The organism is Enterobacter cloacae complex sp. IR53030 (genome assembly GCF_049238365.1).
GTDB lineage: Bacteria > Pseudomonadota > Gammaproteobacteria > Enterobacterales > Enterobacteriaceae > Enterobacter > Enterobacter kobei.
On record NZ_JBMKHA010000001.1, the window covers coordinates 174,865 to 195,040 of the forward strand.

Annotated in this window: 20 protein-coding genes and 1 riboswitch; of the genes, 16 read left to right on the forward strand and 4 right to left on the reverse strand. The window is 58.3% G+C overall.

Annotated features, from left to right (window positions below; genetic code table 11):
* The first annotated feature begins 60 nt into the window (after positions 1 to 60).
* From hutI to hutH, 5 genes are all read left to right on the forward strand, one after another.
* Positions 61 to 1,281 carry an imidazolonepropionase gene (hutI, locus tag ACOTXR_RS00895; protein WP_045281108.1) on the forward strand — a complete coding sequence of 407 codons (1,221 nt, stop codon included), beginning with the start codon at positions 61 to 63 and terminating at the stop codon, positions 1,279 to 1,281.
* Complete coding sequence (gene hutG / locus ACOTXR_RS00900) at positions 1,278 to 2,216, forward strand: formimidoylglutamase (protein ID WP_200923846.1); 939 nt, start codon at positions 1,278 to 1,280, stop codon at positions 2,214 to 2,216. Before hutI ends, hutG begins: the two co-directional genes overlap by 4 nt.
* A gap of 19 nt (positions 2,217 to 2,235) precedes the next feature.
* Positions 2,236 to 2,970 (forward strand): histidine utilization repressor, encoded by a 735-nt coding sequence (locus ACOTXR_RS00905; RefSeq protein WP_014883068.1) that lies wholly within the window; start codon positions 2,236 to 2,238, stop codon positions 2,968 to 2,970.
* 127 nt (positions 2,971 to 3,097) lie between these two features.
* Positions 3,098 to 4,786: a urocanate hydratase gene (gene hutU / locus ACOTXR_RS00910; protein ID WP_014883069.1), complete on the forward strand. Its 1,689-nt coding sequence runs from the start codon at positions 3,098 to 3,100 to the stop codon at positions 4,784 to 4,786.
* Positions 4,783 to 6,303, forward strand: a complete 1,521-nt coding sequence (gene hutH, locus ACOTXR_RS00915; protein ID WP_045281106.1) for a histidine ammonia-lyase — start codon at positions 4,783 to 4,785, stop codon at positions 6,301 to 6,303. Before hutU ends, hutH begins: the two co-directional genes overlap by 4 nt.
* 83 nt (positions 6,304 to 6,386) lie before the next feature.
* Here hutH and ACOTXR_RS00920 read toward each other — a convergent pair whose 3' ends face one another.
* Both ACOTXR_RS00920 and bioA read right to left on the reverse strand, forming a co-directional pair.
* Positions 6,387 to 6,863 carry a kinase inhibitor gene (locus ACOTXR_RS00920; protein ID WP_058689828.1) on the reverse strand — a complete coding sequence of 159 codons (477 nt, stop codon included), beginning with the start codon at positions 6,861 to 6,863 and terminating at the stop codon, positions 6,387 to 6,389.
* A gap of 48 nt (positions 6,864 to 6,911) precedes the next feature.
* Positions 6,912 to 8,201, reverse strand: coding sequence for an adenosylmethionine--8-amino-7-oxononanoate transaminase (bioA, locus tag ACOTXR_RS00925; RefSeq protein ID WP_072205277.1), 1,290 nt, complete (start codon positions 8,199 to 8,201; stop codon positions 6,912 to 6,914).
* Positions 8,202 to 8,287: 86 nt separating this feature from the next.
* On the opposite strand from bioA, the gene bioB reads away from it, so the two are divergent.
* The 4 genes from bioB to bioD are packed head-to-tail and all read left to right on the forward strand — an operon-like array spanning position 8,288 to position 11,915.
* Complete coding sequence (gene bioB / locus ACOTXR_RS00930) at positions 8,288 to 9,328, forward strand: biotin synthase BioB (protein WP_008501133.1); 1,041 nt, start codon at positions 8,288 to 8,290, stop codon at positions 9,326 to 9,328.
* A complete protein-coding gene (gene bioF / locus ACOTXR_RS00935; protein WP_014883073.1) occupies positions 9,325 to 10,482 on the forward strand; it encodes an 8-amino-7-oxononanoate synthase in 1,158 nt (385 codons plus the stop codon). The genes bioB and bioF overlap by 4 nt, the downstream gene beginning before the upstream one ends.
* Positions 10,466 to 11,221 (forward strand): malonyl-ACP O-methyltransferase BioC, encoded by a 756-nt coding sequence (gene bioC / locus ACOTXR_RS00940; protein ID WP_050861546.1) that lies wholly within the window; start codon positions 10,466 to 10,468, stop codon positions 11,219 to 11,221. The genes bioF and bioC overlap by 17 nt, the downstream gene beginning before the upstream one ends.
* On the forward strand, positions 11,214 to 11,915 hold the full coding sequence (gene bioD / locus ACOTXR_RS00945) for a dethiobiotin synthase (protein ID WP_058689830.1): 702 nt from the start codon (positions 11,214 to 11,216) through the stop codon (positions 11,913 to 11,915). The genes bioC and bioD overlap by 8 nt, the downstream gene beginning before the upstream one ends.
* On the opposite strand, the gene ACOTXR_RS00950 is transcribed toward bioD, so the two are convergent.
* Entirely contained in the window at positions 11,878 to 12,600 is a 723-nt protein-coding gene (locus tag ACOTXR_RS00950) for an ABC transporter ATP-binding protein (protein WP_023332449.1), read from the reverse strand. The genes bioD and ACOTXR_RS00950 overlap by 38 nt on opposite strands.
* Positions 12,601 to 13,350: 750 nt before the next feature.
* Here ACOTXR_RS00950 and uvrB point away from each other — a divergent pair.
* Complete coding sequence (gene uvrB, locus ACOTXR_RS00955) at positions 13,351 to 15,366, forward strand: excinuclease ABC subunit UvrB (RefSeq protein ID WP_014883077.1); 2,016 nt, start codon at positions 13,351 to 13,353, stop codon at positions 15,364 to 15,366.
* A gap of 73 nt (positions 15,367 to 15,439) precedes the next feature.
* On the opposite strand, the gene yvcK is transcribed toward uvrB, so the two are convergent.
* Positions 15,440 to 16,348 (reverse strand): uridine diphosphate-N-acetylglucosamine-binding protein YvcK, encoded by a 909-nt coding sequence (gene yvcK / locus ACOTXR_RS00960; protein ID WP_014883078.1) that lies wholly within the window; start codon positions 16,346 to 16,348, stop codon positions 15,440 to 15,442.
* 226 nt (positions 16,349 to 16,574) lie between these two features.
* Positions 16,575 to 16,709, forward strand: a riboswitch (molybdenum cofactor riboswitch).
* Between yvcK and moaA the strand changes: the two genes are divergently transcribed.
* The 6 genes from moaA (at position 16,697) to ACOTXR_RS00990 (ending at position 20,176) form a co-directional block, all read left to right on the forward strand.
* The gene (gene moaA, locus ACOTXR_RS00965) at positions 16,697 to 17,686 is read left to right on the forward strand and encodes a GTP 3',8-cyclase MoaA (protein WP_058689831.1); all 990 of its coding nucleotides are present in this window, start codon (positions 16,697 to 16,699) and stop codon (positions 17,684 to 17,686) included. Its footprint overlaps the riboswitch before it by 13 nt.
* Positions 17,687 to 17,710: 24 nt before the next feature.
* Positions 17,711 to 18,223, forward strand: a complete 513-nt coding sequence (gene moaB, locus ACOTXR_RS00970) for a molybdenum cofactor biosynthesis protein B (protein WP_032637144.1) — start codon at positions 17,711 to 17,713, stop codon at positions 18,221 to 18,223.
* A 3-nt stretch (positions 18,224 to 18,226) separates the two neighbouring features.
* A complete protein-coding gene (gene moaC, locus ACOTXR_RS00975) occupies positions 18,227 to 18,712 on the forward strand; it encodes a cyclic pyranopterin monophosphate synthase MoaC (protein WP_023336948.1) in 486 nt (161 codons plus the stop codon).
* Positions 18,705 to 18,950, forward strand: a complete 246-nt coding sequence (moaD, locus tag ACOTXR_RS00980; RefSeq protein WP_014883082.1) for a molybdopterin synthase sulfur carrier subunit — start codon at positions 18,705 to 18,707, stop codon at positions 18,948 to 18,950. Before moaC ends, moaD begins: the two co-directional genes overlap by 8 nt.
* 1 nt (position 18,951) lies before the next feature.
* A complete protein-coding gene (gene moaE, locus ACOTXR_RS00985) occupies positions 18,952 to 19,404 on the forward strand; it encodes a molybdopterin synthase catalytic subunit MoaE (protein ID WP_058689832.1) in 453 nt (150 codons plus the stop codon).
* A 64-nt stretch (positions 19,405 to 19,468) separates the two neighbouring features.
* Positions 19,469 to 20,176: a Bax inhibitor-1/YccA family protein gene (locus ACOTXR_RS00990; protein ID WP_014883084.1), complete on the forward strand. Its 708-nt coding sequence runs from the start codon at positions 19,469 to 19,471 to the stop codon at positions 20,174 to 20,176.

A 20,176-nucleotide genomic window follows, 5' to 3' on the forward strand; every position in this document is an offset into this window, starting at 1 on the left:
TTGACAGCAGACGGCGGATGAAAATAAATGTCTATACAACCTATGACAAGTGGAATGCCCATGCAGCTTCATCCTGACGATGTAATATGGCGAAATGCGCGACTGGCAACGATGGTTCCCGATGCCTCCGCACCTTATGGTCTGAAAGCGCAACACGCCCTGGTCGTGCGCGGTCAAACCATCCTGGCCGTGATCCCTGAATCTGACATTCCTTCCGGACACCGTCACTGCATCGATCTACAGGGGCGTCTGGTGACGCCGGGGCTGATTGATTGCCATACCCATCTTGTGTTTGGCGGCGACCGCGCGGCAGAGTGGGAGCAGCGCCTGAACGGTGTCTCTTATCAAACCATCAGCGCGCAGGGCGGCGGGATTAACGCCACCGTGACGGCGACACGCAACAGTTCGCCGGAAACCCTGTTGAAGCTGGCGCAGCAGCGGCTAGAGCGTCTCATGAATGAAGGCGTGACGACCATAGAAATTAAATCGGGATACGGACTTAACGCGGATGCCGAAGAGAAAATGTTGCTGGTTGCTCGCCAGCTTAGTCTGAGTAATCTGGTCGAGATTAGCCCGACGCTTCTGGCGGCACATGCCGTCCCTGCGGAATACCGACAGGATCCGGATGCGTATCTCACGCTGGTCTGCGAGCAGATCATGCCCACGCTGTGGCAAAAAGCGTTATTTGAAGCGGTAGATGTGTTTTGTGAAAACGTCGGCTTTACCCCGTCGCAAACCGAGCGCCTTTTCCAGGCCGCCACCGCGCTGGGTATTCCGGTGAAAGGGCATGTTGAGCAGCTGTCTAATCAGGGCGGTGCGGCGCTGGTCAGCCAGTATAAAGGGCTGTCAGCGGATCATATCGAATATCTCGACGACGCTGGCATTCAGGCGATGGCGCAAAGCGGTACGGTGGCGGTATTGCTCCCCGGCGCGTTCTATTTCCTTCAGGAGCGCCAGCGTCCGCCGGTTGAACAGCTCAGAAAACAGGGAGTGCCGATGGCGGTGGCCACCGACTATAACCCCGGCACCAGCCCGTTTGCGAGCCTGCACCTGGCGATGAATATGGCCTGCGTCCAGTTTGGCCTGACCCCTGAAGAGGCCTGGGCTGGCGTCACGCGACACGCCGCGCAGGCGCTGGGTCGCGGCGCAACCCACGGGCAATTGCAGGCGGGGTATGTGGCCGATTTTATCGTCTGGGATGCTGACCATCCGGTTGAGATGGTCTATGAACCGGGTCGCAATCCGTTGTATCAGCGTATTTTCCGTGGGGAGGCAGTATGAGGTTATGGCGGCCCGTAGCCGAAACGGTCTGGCAGGGGCGTGACGACAGCGCCGAGGCCAGCAATGCAAAGCGTATTTTTCAGACGATACAGCAGCAGGCGCAGTTTACGCCGCTTTCCTCTGGCATCGCGCTGATCGGGTTTGAATGCGATGCAGGGGTTAAACGCAATCAGGGCAGGTCTGGCGCCGTACAGGCCCCTGATATCCTGCGCAACGCGCTGGCGAATATGGCCAGCCATCAGGGACACGAACGGCTTGCGGATATGGGATCCGTGTATGTCGAAGGTGATGAACTTGAAGCGGCACAGCGGGTTTTAAGCGATGCGGTGACGGCCTGCCAGCAGTCCGGGATGCGCACGCTCATCTTTGGCGGCGGGCACGAGACCGCCTGGGCGCATGGTCGGGGCATTCTCGATGCCTTCCCGAACGAGCGCGTGGCGGTGATTAATCTTGATGCCCATCTCGATCTGCGCAAGACCGAGCGTGCAACATCCGGTACCCCGTTTCGTCAACTGGCCCATTACTGCGAGGACCACGGTCGGGCGTTTCGCTACGCCTGCTTTGGCGTCAGCCGGGCAGCCAACACGCAGGCACTCTGGGATGAAGCGGAACGCCTGAACGTCACGCTGGTGGAAGACTGGCATTTCAGACGCGATGCGTTATCTGCGCTGGAAAAGGTGCTAGCGCAGGCCGATCGGGTCTACCTGACTATTGACCTCGACGTTCTGCCGGCGAGCGAAATGCCTGCCGTATCCGCCCCTGCGGCGTTAGGGGTACCGGCGCTGGATCTTCTGCCGGTTATCGAACAAATCTGTCGCAGCGGTAAGCTGCAGGCCGCCGATCTGGTAGAGTTTAACCCGCAGTACGACAGGGACGGACAGGGCGCGAAGCTTGCCGCTCGTCTGGCCTGGCAAATTGCTCACTGGTGGGCATAACCCGAGTTAAGGAGTCATGATGTTTTCACGCTCGCCCCTGGCGCAGTCGAGCCCTCCTGCGCCTTTCTACGAAAAGGTGAAGCAGGCTATCAGCGAAAAAATTGCTACCGGTGTCTGGCGCCCTCACGATCGTATTCCGTCCGAGGCCGAACTGGTGGCGCAATTTGGATTTAGCCGGATGACCATCAACCGGGCGCTGCGCGAACTGACCGATGAAGGTCTTCTGGTGCGCCTGCAGGGGGTCGGCACTTTCGTGGCGGAACCCAAAGGTCAGTCGGCGCTGTTTGAAATCCGCAGTATTGCCGATGAGATACACTCGCGAAATCATCAGCACCGCTGCGAGGTGCTGGTGCTCGAAGAGACCGAGGCGAGCGCCGAGCAGGCCGCCGAGCTGAATGTTAAAGAAGGGAGCCGCATCTTCCACTCCGTGATGGTGCATTTTGAGAACGACATTCCGGTACAGATTGAAGATCGCTGCGTTAACGCAGAGCGGATACCGGAGTATCTGAGCCAGGATTACACCCAAACCACGCCGCATGCGTACCTCTCGCTGGTCGCACCGCTGACGGAAGGGGAACACATTGTGGAGGCTGTGCGCGCCACGCCGCAGGAGTGTGAACGGTTGCGCATTAAAGAGCACGATCCGTGCCTGCTGATCCGCCGTCGAACCTGGTCATCATCGCAGATTGTCTCCCATGCCAGGCTGCTTTTCCCGGGTAACCGTTACCGGCTGCAGGGCCACTTTATGTCATAAGTTTTATAAGCGTGATCGCTAACGCAATATAACAAAATTGTATCTTTTTTGTTAAAACTGACCTTGTGTGTGCTTGTCTATACAAGTATATCTAAATGCATCATCTGTCCTTTATGAGGAGCACACAATGTCGTCAGGTAAATACCGCCAGCAGGATGTCCGCGCCGCGCGCGGCACCACGCTTACTGCCAAAAGCTGGCTCACCGAAGCCCCGCTGCGCATGTTGATGAATAACCTCGACCCTGAGGTGGCGGAGAACCCCCACGAGCTGGTGGTCTACGGCGGCATAGGCCGCGCCGCGCGTAACTGGGAATGCTATGACGCAATTGTAAAATCCCTGACTCATCTCGAACACGACGAAACCCTGCTGGTACAGTCCGGCAAGCCGGTCGGCGTATTCAAAACCCATAAAAACGCGCCACGCGTGCTGATCGCCAACTCTAACCTGGTGCCGCACTGGGCGACGTGGGAACACTTCAACGAGCTGGATGCCAAAGGGCTGGCGATGTATGGTCAGATGACCGCCGGGAGCTGGATCTACATTGGCAGCCAGGGGATTGTGCAAGGCACTTACGAAACCTTCGTGGAAGCCGGCCGCCAGCACTATAACGGCTCGCTGAAAGGCCGCTGGGTATTGACTGCCGGTCTCGGCGGTATGGGCGGCGCGCAGCCACTGGCTGCCACGCTTGCTGGAGCCTGCTCGCTTAACATTGAGTGCCAGCAGAGCCGCATTGATTTCCGTCTGCGTACCCGCTACGTCGACGAGCAGGCTGATAACCTCGACGATGCGCTGGCGCGCATCAAAAAATACACCTCGGAAGGCAAAGCGGTGTCGATCGCCCTGTGCGGCAACGCGGCAGAGATTCTGCCTGAACTTGTCGCCCGCGGCGTTCGCCCGGATCTCGTCACCGACCAGACTAGCGCCCATGACCCGCTGCACGGTTACCTGCCAAACGGCTGGACGTGGGAAGAATATCAGCAAAAAGCGGAAACCGACCCGGAAGGCACGGTTCTCGCCGCGAAACGTTCGATGGCTGAACACGTCTCCGCGATGCTGGCCTTCAGCAAGATGGGCATTCCGACCTTCGATTACGGCAATAACATCCGTCAGATGGCGAAAGAGATGGGCGTGACGAACGCTTTCGACTTCCCGGGCTTCGTGCCTGCCTATATTCGCCCGCTGTTCTGTCGCGGCATTGGGCCGTTCCGCTGGGTTGCCCTGTCCGGTGACCCGGAGGATATCTACAAAACCGATGCCAAAGTGAAAGAGATCGTCGCGGATGACGAACATCTCCACCACTGGCTGGATATGGCCCGCGAGCGCATTAACTTCCAGGGCCTGCCGGCGCGTATCTGCTGGGTCGGTCTGGAGTGGCGGCAAAAACTGGGTCTGGCCTTCAATGAAATGGTGCGCAGCGGCGAAGTCTCCGCACCGATTGTCATTGGTCGCGACCACCTGGACTCCGGCTCCGTTGCCAGCCCTAACCGTGAAACGGAAGCCATGCGCGACGGCTCGGATGCCGTTTCAGACTGGCCGCTGCTGAATGCCCTGCTTAATACCGCCAGCGGCGCGACCTGGGTCTCGCTGCACCACGGCGGTGGCGTGGGAATGGGCTTCTCCCAGCACTCGGGGATGGTTATCGTTTGTGACGGTACCGATGAAGCCGCCGCGCGTATCGCTCGCGTGCTGCACAACGACCCGGCCACAGGCGTGATGCGTCACGCGGACGCGGGTTACGAGATTGCTATTGACTGTGCCAAAGAGCAGGGGCTAAACCTGCCGATGATCCCTGCCACACAAGGAAATCATGAATGAACGCTTTAACACTTACGCCCGGTTCCCTGACGCTTAAACAGCTGCGAAACGTCTGGCGTCAGCCGGTTACGCTCTCGCTTGATGAAAGTGCTCACGCCGCCATTAACGACAGCGTTGCCTGCGTGGAGGCCATTGTTGCCGAAGGGCGCACGGCTTACGGGATCAACACCGGCTTTGGTCTGCTGGCACAAACGCGCATTGCAACGCACGATCTGGAAAACTTACAGCGTTCACTGGTGCTGTCTCACGCGGCGGGGGTCGGCCAGCCGCTGGATGACGAGATTGTCCGTCTGATGATGGTGCTTAAAATCAACAGCCTGGCGCGCGGTTTCTCCGGCATTCGCCTGAGCGTGATCCAGGCGCTGATGGCGCTGGTTAATGCCGACGTCTATCCGTGGATCCCGGCGAAAGGTTCCGTCGGCGCCTCCGGCGATCTTGCGCCGCTGGCGCATATGTCGCTGCTTCTATTGGGGGAAGGGCAGGCACGCTGGCAGGGCGAATGGCTTCCTGCCAAAGAGGCGCTGAAAAAAGCCGGTTTAGCCCCGATCACCCTGGCGGCGAAGGAGGGGCTGGCGCTGCTGAACGGCACGCAGGCGTCGACCGCCTTCGCGCTGCGCGGCCTGTTTGAAGCGGAGGATCTGTTTGCCTCGGCGGTGGTGTGCGGCGCGCTCACTACTGAAGCCGTGCTGGGTTCGCGTCGCCCGTTCGACGCTCGTATCCACGAGGTGCGCGGCCAGCGCGGCCAAATTGACGCCGCCGCCATGTATCGCCACGTGCTCACCGACACCAGCGAAATTGCGGATTCACACCACAACTGTGAAAAAGTGCAGGATCCGTACTCTCTGCGCTGCCAGCCGCAGGTGATGGGCGCGTGCCTGACGCAGCTGCGCCAGGCCGCAGAGGTACTGCTGATAGAGGCCAACGCGGTATCCGATAACCCGCTGGTCTTCGCCCAGGAAAACGAGGTGGTCTCCGGCGGTAACTTCCACGCCGAGCCGGTGGCGATGGCGGCGGATAATATCGCCCTGGCCATTGCCGAAATTGGCGCGTTGTCAGAACGCCGTATCGCGCTGATGATGGATAAACATATGTCGCAGCTGCCACCGTTCCTGGTGCGTAACGGCGGGGTCAACTCGGGCTTTATGATTGCCCAGGTGACGGCTGCCGCGCTGGCGAGTGAAAACAAAGCGCTGTCGCACCCGCACAGCGTCGACAGCCTGCCAACCTCGGCGAACCAGGAGGACCACGTCTCGATGGCCCCGGCTGCCGGACGTCGTCTCTGGGAGATGGCCGCCAACACCCGCGGCGTGCTGGCGGTGGAATGGCTGGCGGCAAGTCAGGGTATTGATTTGCGTGAAGGGCTGAAATCCAGCCCGCTGCTGGAGCAGGCGCGTCAGGCGCTTCGTGAGCACGTATCGCATTACGATGACGACCGCTTCTTTGCGCCGGACATTGATAAAGCGATGCAGCTTCTGGAAGAGGGACGGCTGGTAGGGCTGCTACCTTCCGTGCTGTGATTCGTGCCCGGTGGCGCTGCGCTTACCGGGCCTACGAGTGCAAAATCCAGGCCGGGTAAGGCGTAGCCGCCACCCGGCTTTTTTTACGAATACATCGCCGTAATCGACGCGCTACCAAGCGAATGGAAATGCACGTTAAAGCCTACCATCGCGCCACTCGCGCCTTCATCGATCTCAATCTTGTCCACATCCAGCGCATGCACCGTAAAGATATAGCGGTGGGTTTCCCCTTTTGGTGGCGCCGCGCCGCCGTAGCCCGCTTTACCAAAGTCAGTGCGCGTCTGAATAGCGCCTTCCGGCAGGGCGACCAGGCCGGAGCCGGAACCCTGCGGCAGCACGCGCGTGTCGGCAGGCAGGTTTGCTACGATCCAGTGCCACCAACCGGAGCCGGTTGGTGCATCCGGGTCGTAACAGGTCACGACAAAGCTTTTCGTGCCAGCCGGAACCTCATCCCACGCCAGGTGCGGGGAGATATTATCGCCCTGATACCCCATGCCGTTGAAAACGTGGCGTTCCGGCAGCTTTTCGCCGTCGCGCAGATCTTTGCTGATGATTTTCATACGGTTTACCCTCGTTAATCACTCGTTCTCGAAGTGTAACGCATAGGGCTAAATCGTGAAATGCGCAGGTATGTTGACCGCGTCGACTACCGCAGCGGTGAGCTTACGCAGCTGCTCAGCAGTGATGATATACGGCGGCATCAGGTAGATCAGCTTGCCGAAAGGCCGCACCCAGACGCCCTGCTCAACGAAGAAGCGCTGCAGCGCCGCCATATTCACCGGATGCGTGGTTTCAATTACCCCGATGGCGCCCAGCACGCGCACGTCCGCCACAAAATGGGCACCCGAGGCGGCGCTCAGCTCGTCTTTCAGCTGCGCTTCAATCGCCGCGACCTGCGTCTGCCACTCGCCGCTCTCCAGTATGGCGAGGCTTTCACTTGCGACGGCGCAGGCCAGAGGGTTGCCCATAAACGTCGGACCGTGCATAAAGCAGCCCGCGTCGCCGTCGCTGATGGTGTCGGCAACATGACGGGTCGTGAGGGTGGCCGAGAGCGTCATGGTGCCGCCAGTCAGCGCTTTGCCCAGGCATAAAATATCCGGGGCGATACCCGCATGCTCGCAGGCAAACAGCTTCCCGGTGCGGCCAAAGCCGGTGGCGATTTCATCGGCAATCAGCAGAATGCCCTCGCGGTCGCACATCTTGCGAATACGCTTCAGCCATTCCGGATGATACATCCGCATTCCGCCTGCGCCCTGCACAATCGGCTCCAGGATCACGGCGGCGATATCATGACGATGTGCCGCCATGAGTCGCGCGAAGCCAACCATGTCCATCTCGTTCCACTCGTCGTCGAAGCGGCTTTGCGGGGCAGGCGCGAAGAGGTTTTCCGGCAGATACCCTTTCCACAGGCTGTGCATGGAGTTATCCGGGTCACAGACCGACATCGCCCCGAAGGTATCACCATGATAGCCGTTGCGGAACGTGAGGAAGCGCTGGCGCGTTTCGCCTCTGGCGTGCCAGTACTGCAGCGCCATTTTCATCGCCACTTCCACCGCCACGGAGCCGGAATCGGCCAGGAAGACACACTCCAGCGATTCAGGGGTCATTGCCACCAGGCGACGGCACAAATCCACCGCCGGTTGATGGGTGATCCCGCCAAACATGACGTGCGACATCTGGTCAATCTGGGCCTTCATCGCCGTATTCAGGCGCGGGTGGTTATACCCGTGAATGGCCGCCCACCAGGAGGACATCCCGTCGACGAGCTGTTCGCCGCTGGCAAGGTGCAGCTCGCAGCCGTGGGCCGAGGCCACCGGATAGATGGGAAGAGGGCGGGTGGTGGAGGTGTAAGGGTGCCAGATATGCTGCTTGTCGAAGGCGAGATCGTCCTGGGTCATAATCGACTTGTAAACCATTTTGAAAAGTTTTAGGTTTACGAGTATAAACCGAACCGAAAATTAACAAAACCCTTTGGAGAAGCCCGATGGCTCACCACGCACGCTGGACGATGTCGCAAGTTACTGAATTATTCAATAAACCTTTCCTTGAGCTGATGTTTGAAGCCCAACAGGTGCATCGTCAGCACTTCGATCCGCGCCATGTTCAGGTCAGCACGCTGCTGTCGATCAAGACCGGCGCCTGTCCTGAAGACTGCAAATATTGCCCACAGAGCGCACGCTATAAAACCGGTCTTGAATCCGAACGCCTGATGGAAGTAGAGCAGGTGCTCGATTCCGCGCGTAAGGCGAAAAACGCCGGCTCGACCCGCTTCTGCATGGGGGCGGCGTGGAAGAACCCGCACGATCGCGATATGCCGTATCTGGAGCAGATGGTGAAAGGGGTGAAGGAGATGGGCCTCGAAGCCTGTATGACGCTCGGAACGCTGAACGAAGAACAGGCGCAGCGCCTCTCGGCGGCAGGACTGGATTACTACAACCACAACCTCGATACCTCGCCGGAGTTTTACGGCAACATCATCACCACGCGCACCTATCAGGAGCGTCTGGATACGCTGGACAAAGTGCGTGACGCGGGGATCAAAGTCTGTTCCGGCGGTATCGTGGGCTTAGGTGAAACGGTGAAAGATCGTGCGGGTCTGCTGCTGCAGCTGGCGAACCTGCCAACGCCGCCGGAAAGCGTCCCGATTAACATGCTGGTGAAGGTCAAAGGCACGCCGCTGGCGGATAACGAGGACGTGGACGCGTTTGATTTTATTCGCACTATCGCGGTGGCGCGCATCATGATGCCGACCTCTTATGTACGCCTTTCTGCGGGCCGTGAGCAGATGAACGAGCAGACCCAGGCAATGTGCTTTATGGCCGGGGCCAACTCCATCTTCTACGGCTGCAAGCTGCTGACCACGCCGAACCCGGAGGAAGACAAAGATGTTCAGCTGTTCCGCAAGCTGGGGCTGAACCCGCATCAGACCGAGGTGCTGACGGGCGATAACGAGCAACAGCAGCAGCTGGAGCAGCAGATTTTCAATGCCGACACCGACCAGTTCTACAACGCGGCAGCAGTATGACCTGGCAGGCACGTATCCAGTCGGCGCTCGACGAGCGTCGGGCGACTGATGCGTTTCGCGTACGCAAGGTGGTCGAAAACGGCGCAGGCCGTTTTCTGACCCGCGACAGTCGGCGTTACCGTAACTTCTCCAGTAACGATTATCTCGGTCTTAGCCAGCATCCGGCTATTGTTCGCGCCTGGCAGCAGGGGGCAGAGCGGTTTGGCGTGGGCAGCGGTGGATCGGGGCACGTTAGCGGCTACACCCCGGCACATCAGGCGCTGGAGGAGGCGCTTGCCGACTGGCTGGGCTACCCGCGCGCGCTGTTGTTTATTTCGGGTTTTGCCGCCAATCAGGCGGTGATTACCGCCCTGATGGGGAAGGACGACCGCATTGTCGCCGACCGCTTAAGCCATGCCTCGCTGCTGGAAGCGGCAAGTTTGAGTCCGGCTCAGCTGCGCCGCTTTGCCCATAACGATGCGGGGCAACTCGCTGCGCTGCTGGATAAACCGTGCGAGGGACAACAGCTGGTGGTCACGGAAGGGGTATTCAGCATGGACGGCGACAGCGCACCGCTTGCCGTACTGCACGAGGCTGCCAGACAGCAACATGCCTGGCTGCTGGTCGACGATGCCCACGGTATCGGCGTGACGGGTGATGAAGGGCGGGGAAGTGTTCACCAGCAAGGCGTCAGACCGGAGCTGCTGATCGTCACTTTCGGCAAAGGTTTTGGCGTGAGTGGCGCCGCCGTACTGTGCAGCGAGTCCGTTGCAGACTATCTGCTGCAGTTTGCCCGGCACCTGATCTACAGCACCAGCATGCCACCGGCGCAGGCCGTGGCGTTGTCTGCGTCCCTGGCCGTCATTCGTAGCGCAGAAGGTGAGGAACGTCGCCAGCGGCTGGCAGAGCATATCTGCCGCTTCCGTCAGGGACTGGCGGCGCTTCCTTTCCGCAGTACTGATTCGCAAAGTGCCATCCAGCCGGTGATCGTAGGGGAAAACGCGCAGGCGCTCTCCCTGGCACAAACGCTGCGCGATCGGGAGATGTGGGTCACGGCTATTCGTCCACCCACCGTACCGCCGGGCACGGCGCGTCTGCGGCTCACGCTGACGGCGGCGCACGAGACCGAGGATATTGCTGCACTGCTGGAGGCGCTGCATGTTGCCAGTCAATAAGCAGGCCATTGCGGCGGCGTTCGGCCGGGCCGCGCGCAGCTATTCACAGCACGATGAACTGCAGCGCCAGAGCGCACAGGGGCTGATGACGTTGCTCGGCGAGAGGCGCTTTACCCAGGTGCTTGACGCCGGGTGCGGCCCCGGCGGGAATAGCCGACTCTGGCGCGAGGCGGGAAGTCACGTGACGGCCATCGACCTGTCTCCCGCTATGCTGGATGAGGCGCGCCAGCAGCAGGCTGCGCATCGTTATCTGGTGGCGGACATCGAGGCGATTCCGCTGGCGGACGCGCAATTCGATCTGGTCTGGAGCCATCTGGCGGTGCAGTGGTGCAGCAGCCTGCCGCAGGCGTTGAGCGAGCTTTATCGCGTCGCCTGCCCGGGCGGCAAGGTGGCGTTTACCACGCTACTGGAAAGCTCGTTACCTGAGCTCAATCAGGCATGGCAGGCGGTGGATGAACAGCCGCACGCCAACCGCTTTTTGTCATATGAGCAGGTTACGCAGGCCCTGGCAGGCTGGCGCTATCGCAGTACGGTGCAGACCATCACTCTCGATTTTAGCGATGCTTTAAGCGCGATGCGCTCGCTGAAGGGCATTGGCGCCACGCATCTGCATGCCGGGCGCGAGAAAAAACCGCTGACCCGGGGCCAGCTGCAGCGCCTTGAGCTGGCCTGGCCGCAGCAGCGGGGCCAGTTCCCGCTCTCTTATCAACTTTTTCATGGGATTATTGAACGTGACTGAACGTTATTTTGTCACCGGGACGGATACGGAAGTGGGCAAGACGGTTGCCAGCGCTGCCCTTTTGCAGGCGGCGCGAAAGCTTTGGAAAAACACCGCCGGGTATAAGCCTGTGGCTTCCGGCAGCGAGATGACGGCGGAGGGGTTACGTAACACCGACGCGCTGGCGCTTCAGCGTAACAGCACGCTCGAACTCGCCTATTCAGCGGTGAACCCGTATACCTTTGCCGAGCCGACCTCGCCGCACATTATCAGCGCTGATGAAGGCCGTCCGATTGATTTTGCCGTGCTCTCTGCCGGGTTACGAACCCTGGAAAGCCAGGCCGACTGGGTGCTGGTGGAAGGTGCAGGCGGGTGGTTTACGCCGCTCTCTCAGGACCAGACGTTTGCTGACTGGGTGCAGGCCGAGCAACTCCCGGTCATACTCGTTGTCGGCATCAAGCTCGGCTGTATTAACCACGCCATGTTGACGGCGCAGGCCGTTCAGCAGGCAGGGCTGCGTCTCGCGGGCTGGATAGCCAACGACGTGGTCACGCCGGGCAAGCGACACCATGAGTATCTGACGACCCTCAAACGGGTGCTCCCCGCACCATTCCTGGGGGAGATCCCCTGGCTTGCAGACGATGCCGAACAGGCCGAAACCGGTCAGTATCTTGACCTCAGCGTCTTGCTTCCAGCGACATCCAGTGGGCAATAAGCTCATCGTTGAGTTCGTTAACGTGGCCCTGTGCCACGTTACGTCCGCGATAGAGCATGCAAAACCGATCCGCAACCCGGCGGATAAACGACAGCTGCTGTTCTGCCAGCAGCACCGTCATCCCAAGCTCCCGGTTTAGCCGTACCAGCAGTTGTGCAAGCTTATGGGCAAAGCCCTGGCCGGCACCGTGCATAGGTTCATCCAGAATCAACATACGCGGGCGATTGACCAGCGCATTTGCCAGAGCAAGCTGATACTGCGCCTCTGGCGAAAGGGCGTTGCCTCGCGTCTGACGCAGCGCGTAAAGTTCGGGAAAGAGCTCGTACACTTCACTTTTCGCTGCCGGGTCGGATTTATCCATCGCCCGCATGGCAATGTGCAAATTTTCCTCAATCGTCAGCTGAGAAAAAATCCGCCTGTCCTGCGGGACATAGCCAATCCCCGGTCCGGAACGTTGTTCGGCCGTCTGGCTGAGTAAATCACGCGGCGGCGCACCCGCTTCATGCCAGATGATGGTGCCGCTATCCACGGGCACTTTCCCGGCAATGCAATTCATTAGGGTGGTTTTTCCCATCCCTGGCAGGCCAACAACGCCGGTACACATCCCTTGCGGAAAATCTAAATCCACGTTCCATAGCGTATGTTGGCTTCCGTAAAACTGATTCACTGCACGCAGACTCAACATCTTTCTCTCCTTAAAAATGTGTCGGTGACGCTCGGTTTTTGATTGTGCAAAACCCCTGCCAGAAACCGTGAAGTGATTAAAAAAGCGGCTTTTTTAAGAATGTTCCACCACTAAGTGGGGTAAGGAAACCGGGAATTGCACATCGACGGTGCTGGCGGTGTTGAGTCGTGGTGCAGGGGAAAATGGCGGAAATGTGAGCAAGATCACATCAGGTGGTTATGAATGACGCAACTGTTTATCGACAAAAAATAGCGATAAAAATTTTTTGTTGCCGTCTCGTGGGAAAATCCGGGAATTTGCCGAGCGGCACTCTGCACGGGCTGGAAGCAGTTATCCACTATTCCTGTGGATAACCATGTGCATTAGAGTTAGAAAACACGCGATAAGCGAGAGAAGACGCGGCTTTCGCCCAAATTGACGCGAAACGCGGCTTTAGAAAATATCGTTTAAAATTTAATTGCTTAGATAAAAGCAATTACCGTAATGAAAGTGTCACGCGCTGCCATAAAACTCTCATTACCTGGCTTGACAAATGTTAAAAAAGAAAAAGTTCTGGGGATAACCCACGTTGACTGGTTTTTTATCTCGTCAGAGTCGAAATTTTATCCATTAACGCGCTAATCCTTAAGCCGCTATGCTAAATATCCTGACATGCTACTGGTTTTTCATCCAGTGTTTTTTACTGGCATTCCTGGCAACAACGAGTAAAATTACTCACCTGCCGCTTATAACGTCATCAGGTCGTCGCCCATGAGTAAACCGTTCAAACTGAATTCTGCTTTCCGTCCATCTGGCGATCAGCCTGAGGCGATCCGTCGTCTGGAAGAGGGGCTGGAAGATGGGCTTGCGCACCAGACGCTGCTGGGGGTAACCGGTTCCGGTAAAACGTTCACCATCGCCAACGTGATCGCGGATCTGCAGCGCCCTACGATGGTGCTTGCCCCCAACAAAACCCTCGCGGCACAGCTTTACGGCGAGATGAAAGAGTTCTTCCCGGAGAACGCCGTTGAGTATTTCGTCTCCTACTACGATTACTACCAGCCGGAAGCCTATGTGCCGAGCTCTGACACCTTCATCGAGAAAGATGCCTCAGTGAACGAACACATCGAGCAGATGCGACTGTCGGCGACCAAGGCGCTTCTGGAGCGTCGCGATGTGGTTGTGGTGGCGTCGGTTTCGGCGATTTACGGCCTGGGCGACCCGGACCTCTATCTGAAGATGATGCTCCACCTGACGCAGGGGATGATCATCGATCAGCGTGCGATTTTGCGCCGACTGGCGGAGTTGCAGTACACCCGTAACGACCAGGCATTTCAGCGCGGAACGTTCCGCGTGCGCGGGGAGGTGATCGACATCTTCCCGGCGGAATCGGACGATATGGCGCTGCGCGTTGAGCTGTTTGATGAAGAGGTTGAACGTTTATCGTTGTTTGACCCGCTAACCGGTCACGTTGAGTCGGTGATCCAGCGTTTTACCATCTACCCTAAAACGCACTACGTGACGCCGCGCGAGCGTATCGTGCAGGCGATGGAAGAGATCAAAGTGGAGCTGGCTGAACGCCGTAAGGTGCTTCTGGCGAACAATAAGCTGCTGGAAGAGCAGCGCCTGAGCCAGCGAACCCAGTTCGATCTGGAGATGATGAACGAGCTCGGCTACTGCTCCGGTATTGAAAACTACTCCCGTTTCCTCTCCGGTCGTGGGCCGGGTGAGCCGCCGCCGACGCTGTTTGACTACCTTCCGGCCGACGGCTTGCTGGTGATAGACGAATCCCACGTCACCATTCCGCAGATTGGCGGGATGTACCGCGGTGACCGCGCGCGTAAAGAGACGCTGGTGGAGTACGGGTTCCGTCTGCCGTCGGCACTGGATAACCGTCCGATGAAGTTTGAAGAGTTTGAGGCGCTGGCGCCGCAGACTATCTACGTGTCGGCCACGCCGGGCAACTACGAGCTGGAGAAATCGGGCGATGAGGTGATTGATCAGGTGGTTCGTCCGACCGGGCTGCTGGATCCGATTATCGAAGTGCGTCCGGTGGCGACCCAGGTGGACGATCTGCTTTCTGAGATCCGCAAGCGTGCCGCCATCAACGAGCGTGTGCTGGTGACCACGCTCACCAAGCGTATGGCGGAAGACCTGACCGAGTATCTGGAAGAGCACGGTGAGAAGGTGCGTTATCTGCACTCGGATATCGATACCGTAGAGCGTATGGAGATCATCCGCGATCTGCGTCTGGGTGAGTTTGACGTGCTGGTAGGGATCAACCTGTTGCGAGAGGGGCTGGATATGCCGGAAGTCTCGCTGGTGGCGATTCTGGACGCGGATAAAGAGGGCTTCCTGCGTTCCGAGCGCTCGCTGATCCAGACCATTGGCCGCGCCGCGCGTAACGTCAATGGCAAAGCGATTCTCTACGGCGATAAAATTACCCCGTCAATGGCGAAAGCGATTGGCGAAACGGAACGCCGCCGTGAGAAACAGCAGCGCTATAACGAAGAGCACGGCATTACGCCGCAGGGGCTGAACAAGAAAGTGGTGGATATTCTGGCGCTCGGTCAGAACATTGCGAAGACCAAAGCGAAAGGCCGCGGCAAAGCGCGTTCCGTGGTGGAAGAAGATACCGTCGTACTGACGCCGAAAGCGCTGCAGCAGAAGATCCACGAGCTGGAGGCGCAGATGATGCAGCACGCCCAGAACCTGGAGTTCGAAGAGGCGGCACAGATCCGCGATCAGCTTCATCAGCTGCGGGATTTGTTTATCGCGGCATCGTGAGTTGGTGATGTGTTTTCTCCCTCTCCCTGTGGGAGAGGGCCGGGGTGAGGGCAACAGGCCGCATAAAACGAACCTAACCCAGCGCCTGAATCGCCTTCTCCAGCGCTTCGCGCAGTAGATGGCGGTCGTGGCGGTATTTAATATCGCTGGCCTCCAGCGGCTCCTGAATCACCACCCGCTCGCCGATACCGGAGACATCCACCTTAGGTCCAACCACCACGCCGTCGATAATTTTTTTGCCGACGTACTGCTCCATCAGGCTCAGTTTGTCTGCCAGCGACAGGCTTGCCGCCGCCGGGCTCAGCTCACGCCCCAGATTACCGATGTAAACCATCGGAGCAGGAGTGCGACGCAGCGCCTGCGCCAGCTCTTTGACCAGCAGGATCGGCATCAGGCTGGTATAAAAACTGCCCGGGCCAATCAGGATTAAATCCGCTTCGCCAATCGCTTCGACGGCTTCACGCGTCGCCGGTACGCTCGGGTAGGTCATCAGCTCTTTTGGCGGCAGCAGAAGCTGGTCGATATTCACTTCGCCGTACACTTCGTGATCGTCAGCATCAATGGCCATTAAATCCACCGGCTGTTCAGACATCGGGATCAGGAACGCATCCACTTTCAGCAGATTTCGTATCAAGTTGATGGCTTCAAGCGGACGCACGCTCAGGTGATCCAGCGCCTTAAGCATTAAATTTCCAAGGTTATGCCCGGAAAGTTCCCCGTTGCCGCCAAAACGGTACTCAAACATCGCTGATGCGACGCTCGGTTCGGTAATCAGCTGGTTAAGACAGTTGCGCATATCCCCCCAGGCGATGCCGCCTTCGGCACGTCTGATCCGCCCGGTTGAGCCGCCATTATCGGTGGTTGTCACTATCCCTGTCAGCCTTGAGCCCAGTGACGACAAAGAGGACATCACCCGGCCCAGACCGTGGCCTCCGCCAAGAGCGACCACTCGGTCAAGATCCGCAAAAGTGCGATTACGCATACCCGTTCCTTATCACGTTTGATCTGCGTAACACTACCTGAACTACCCCTAAAAGACGATGCCTCATACGAAGCAAAATGACGTATATCAATGCGAAAAGAGGGTTTTTAGGTATTCTGTAGCGAAAATGCACGATTGAGTCGCTATATACATAATTATATAGCGAAAGGCGATGATGGCGAAGTGAGAATTTCCGCGCTACTATCGCCATAACCACGTTTTCGAATTTGAAAACATACACTCTAGCCTTTGTGCCTGTGTCGAAAGATATGGCGCTCTGGCCGTGGCGGATCTGCCACCAGGGTACAGAAAGAAATGACTGTGCCTCCCGTATCTGGAAAGGTGTACATGGCTTCACAACTGACTGATGCTTTCGCGCGTAAGTTTTATTACTTACGTCTGTCGATTACCGATGTGTGCAACTTCCGTTGCACCTACTGCCTGCCCGACGGTTACAAACCGGGCAGCGTCACCAATAACGGCTTTCTCTCCGTGGATGAGGTGCGCCGCGTTACGCGTGCGTTCTCCGGGCTTGGCACCGAAAAGGTCAGGCTGACCGGAGGCGAACCTTCTCTGCGCCGTGATTTCCCCGACATCATTGCCGCCGTGCGTGAAAACGAACATATCCGCCAGATTGCGGTGACCACCAACGGTTACCGGATGGCGCGTGATGTGGCGACCTGGCGCGACGCGGGCTTAACCGCCATCAACGTCAGCGTGGACAGCCTCGATGCCCGCCAGTTTCACGCCATTACCGGCCAGGACAAGTTCCGCCAGGTGATGTACGGCATCGACGCGGCATTTGCGGCCGGGTTCGAGAAAGTCAAAGTCAATACGGTGCTGATGCGTGATGTGAACCATCATCAGCTCGATACCTTCCTGGCGTGGATAAAATCCCGCCCCATCCAGCTGCGTTTTATCGAGCTGATGGAAACCGGTGAGGGCAGTGACCTGTTCCGCCGCCATCACATTTCCGGCATGGTGTTGCGCGACGAGCTGCTAAAACGCGGCTGGATCCACCAGATCCGCCAGCGCAGCGACGGCCCGGCGCAGGTCTTCTGCCACCCGGATTACGAGGGTGAGATTGGGCTTATCATGCCCTATGAGAAAGACTTCTGCGCCAGCTGTAACCGTCTGCGCGTCTCCTCCGTGGGCAAGCTCCATCTCTGCCTCTTCGGCGACGGCGGCGTAGATCTGCGCGATCTGCTGGAAGACGATACTCAGCAGGAAGCGCTTGAAGCGCGCATTTCTGAAGCGCTGACGCACAAAAAACAGACCCACTTCTTGCATCAGGGCAACACCGGCATTACTCAGAACCTGTCTTATATTGGCGGGTGATCAGGCTTAAGAAGGAATCAGAAGATGAGTCAGGTAAGCGCAGAATTTATCCCGACACGCATTGCTATTCTTACCGTTTCCAACCGCCGTGGCGAAGAGGATGATACGTCCGGCCACTGGCTGCGCGAGGCGGCCCATGATGCGGGGCATCACATCGTCGATAAAGCGATTGTGAAAGAGAACCGCTACGCCATTCGCGCGCAGGTTTCGCAGTGGATTGCCAGCGATGAAGTGCAGGTGGTATTGATCACCGGCGGCACCGGTTTTACCGCAGGCGATCAGGCGCCTGAAGCGCTGATCCCGCTGTTTGACCGCGAAGTGGAAGGCTTCGGCGAAGTGTTCCGCATGCTCTCCTTTGAGGAGATTGGTACCTCCACGCTGCAGTCGCGCGCCGTCGCCGGGGTGGCCAACAACACCCTGATTTTCGCCATGCCGGGCTCGACCAAAGCCTGCCGTACCGCATGGGAAAACATCATCGCCCCGCAGCTGGATGCCCGTACCCGTCCATGTAATTTCCATCCCCATTTAAAGAAATAAGCTATGTCACAACTGACCCACATTAACGCCGCCGGCGAAGCGCATATGGTGGATGTCTCCGCCAAAGCGGAAACGGTGCGCGAGGCGCGCGCGGAAGCGTTCGTTACCATGCAGCCGGCAACGCTGGCGATGATTATCGACGGCAGCCACCACAAGGGTGACGTCTTTGCCACCGCCCGCATCGCCGGTATTCAGGCCGCCAAGCGCACCTGGGACCTCATTCCCCTTTGCCATCCGCTGATGCTTAGCAAGGTGGAAGTGAACCTGCAGGCGCAGCCGGAGCATAATCGGGTGCGCATTGAGTCCCTGTGCCGCTTAACCGGGAAGACCGGCGTTGAGATGGAAGCCCTGACGGCAGCCTCCGTTGCCGCGCTGACCATCTACGACATGTGTAAAGCGGTGCAGAAAGATATGGTGATTGGCCCGGTTCGCCTGCTGGCAAAAAGCGGCGGCAAATCCGGTGATTTTAAGGTGGACAGCCATGATTAAGGTGCTCTTTTTTGCCCAGGTGCGCGAGCTGGTGAATACCGACAGCCTGACGCTGGAGGGCTCTTTTGAAAACGTCGCCGCCCTGCGTGCGCATCTGGCCGCACAGGGCGAACGCTGGGCGCTGGCGCTGGACGAAAGTAAGCTGCTGGCCGCCGTGAACCAGACGCTGGTTGAGTTCAGCCATCCACTAACCGCAGGGGATGAAGTGGCCTTCTTTCCGCCGGTCACAGGGGGTTAAGATGGCTGAGACCCGAATTCTGGTGAGCCCGGCGCGTTTTAACGTGGGGACAGAATATGACTGGCTGGCCGAGCGTGACGAAGACGGCGCGGTCGTGACGTTCACCGGCAAGGTACGCAATCACAACCTCGGTGACAGCGTGAAGGCGCTGACGCTGGAGCACTACCCGGGCATGACGGAGAAATCGCTGGCGGCCATTGTGGAAGAAGCGCGTGGCCGCTGGCCGCTCGGGCGCGTCACGGTGATCCACCGCATCGGCGAGATGTGGCCAGGCGAAGAGATTGTTTTCGTGGGCGTGACCAGCGCGCACCGCGGCAGCGCGTTTGCGGCAGGGGAGTTCATGATGGATTACCTCAAAACTAAAGCGCCGTTCTGGAAGCGGGAAGCGACGCCGGAAGGGGTGCGCTGGGTGGAATCCCGCGATAGTGATAAACAAGCCGCCAGCCGTTGGTAGTCGGTTGACGTGGATGTGTTAATCTTAACGTGTGTGTCTACTTAATCTTAATCAGGAGTGAATCATGGACCGATTTCCGCGTTCCGATTCAATAGTACAGCAGACCCGTAGCGGCCTGCAGACGTATATGGCTCAGGTGTACGGCTGGATGACAGTTGGCCTGCTGCTTACCGCGTTTATCGCGTGGTATGCGGCGAACACGCCTGAACTGATGATGTTTATCTTCTCCAGCAAAATCACCTTCTTTGGGCTGATTATCGCGCAGCTGGCGCTGGTGTTTGTCCTCTCCGGGCTGGTGCAAAAGCTCAGTGCGGGGATGGCGACCACGCTGTTTATGCTCTATTCGGCGCTAACGGGGCTGACGCTTTCCAGTATTTTCATCGTCTACACCTATTCCTCCATTGCCAGCACGTTTGTGGTGACCGGCGGGATGTTCGGCGCGATGAGCCTTTACGGCTACACCACCAAACGTGACCTGAGCGGTTTCGGCAGCATGCTGTTTATGGGGCTGATCGGGATTGTGCTGGCGTCGCTGGTGAACCTGTGGCTGAAGAGTGAAGCGCTGATGTGGGCCGTGACCTATATCGGTGTGGTGGTCTTCGTTGGGCTGACGGCGTATGACACCCAGAAGCTGAAAAACATCGGCGAGCAGATCGACGTGCGCGACAGTTCAAACCTGCGCAAATACTCGATTCTGGGCGCGCTGACGCTCTATCTGGACTTCATCAACCTGTTCCTGATGTTGCTGCGTATTTTCGGCAACCGTCGTTAA

Bases quoted from the DNA above. Each gene is read 5' to 3' on its own strand.
- hutI (WP_045281108.1), top strand. From the start codon at position 61: ATGCAGCTTCATCCTGACGATGTAATATGGCGAAATGCGCGACTGGCA.
- hutG (WP_200923846.1), top strand. From the start codon at position 1,278: ATGAGGTTATGGCGGCCCGTAGCCGAAACGGTCTGGCAGGGGCGTGAC.
- ACOTXR_RS00905 (WP_014883068.1), top strand. From the start codon at position 2,236: ATGTTTTCACGCTCGCCCCTGGCGCAGTCGAGCCCTCCTGCGCCTTTC.
- hutU (WP_014883069.1), top strand. From the start codon at position 3,098: ATGTCGTCAGGTAAATACCGCCAGCAGGATGTCCGCGCCGCGCGCGGC.
- hutH (WP_045281106.1), top strand. From the start codon at position 4,783: ATGAACGCTTTAACACTTACGCCCGGTTCCCTGACGCTTAAACAGCTG.
- ACOTXR_RS00920 (WP_058689828.1), bottom strand. From the start codon at position 6,863: ATGAAAATCATCAGCAAAGATCTGCGCGACGGCGAAAAGCTGCCGGAA.
- bioA (WP_072205277.1), bottom strand. From the start codon at position 8,201: ATGACCCAGGACGATCTCGCCTTCGACAAGCAGCATATCTGGCACCCT.
- bioB (WP_008501133.1), top strand. From the start codon at position 8,288: ATGGCTCACCACGCACGCTGGACGATGTCGCAAGTTACTGAATTATTC.
- bioF (WP_014883073.1), top strand. From the start codon at position 9,325: ATGACCTGGCAGGCACGTATCCAGTCGGCGCTCGACGAGCGTCGGGCG.
- bioC (WP_050861546.1), top strand. From the start codon at position 10,466: ATGTTGCCAGTCAATAAGCAGGCCATTGCGGCGGCGTTCGGCCGGGCC.
- ACOTXR_RS00950 (WP_023332449.1), bottom strand. From the start codon at position 12,600: ATGTTGAGTCTGCGTGCAGTGAATCAGTTTTACGGAAGCCAACATACG.
- uvrB (WP_014883077.1), top strand. From the start codon at position 13,351: ATGAGTAAACCGTTCAAACTGAATTCTGCTTTCCGTCCATCTGGCGAT.
- yvcK (WP_014883078.1), bottom strand. From the start codon at position 16,348: ATGCGTAATCGCACTTTTGCGGATCTTGACCGAGTGGTCGCTCTTGGC.
- moaA (WP_058689831.1), top strand. From the start codon at position 16,697: ATGGCTTCACAACTGACTGATGCTTTCGCGCGTAAGTTTTATTACTTA.
- moaB (WP_032637144.1), top strand. From the start codon at position 17,711: ATGAGTCAGGTAAGCGCAGAATTTATCCCGACACGCATTGCTATTCTT.
- moaC (WP_023336948.1), top strand. From the start codon at position 18,227: ATGTCACAACTGACCCACATTAACGCCGCCGGCGAAGCGCATATGGTG.
- moaD (WP_014883082.1), top strand. From the start codon at position 18,705: ATGATTAAGGTGCTCTTTTTTGCCCAGGTGCGCGAGCTGGTGAATACC.
- moaE (WP_058689832.1), top strand. From the start codon at position 18,952: ATGGCTGAGACCCGAATTCTGGTGAGCCCGGCGCGTTTTAACGTGGGG.
- ACOTXR_RS00990 (WP_014883084.1), top strand. From the start codon at position 19,469: ATGGACCGATTTCCGCGTTCCGATTCAATAGTACAGCAGACCCGTAGC.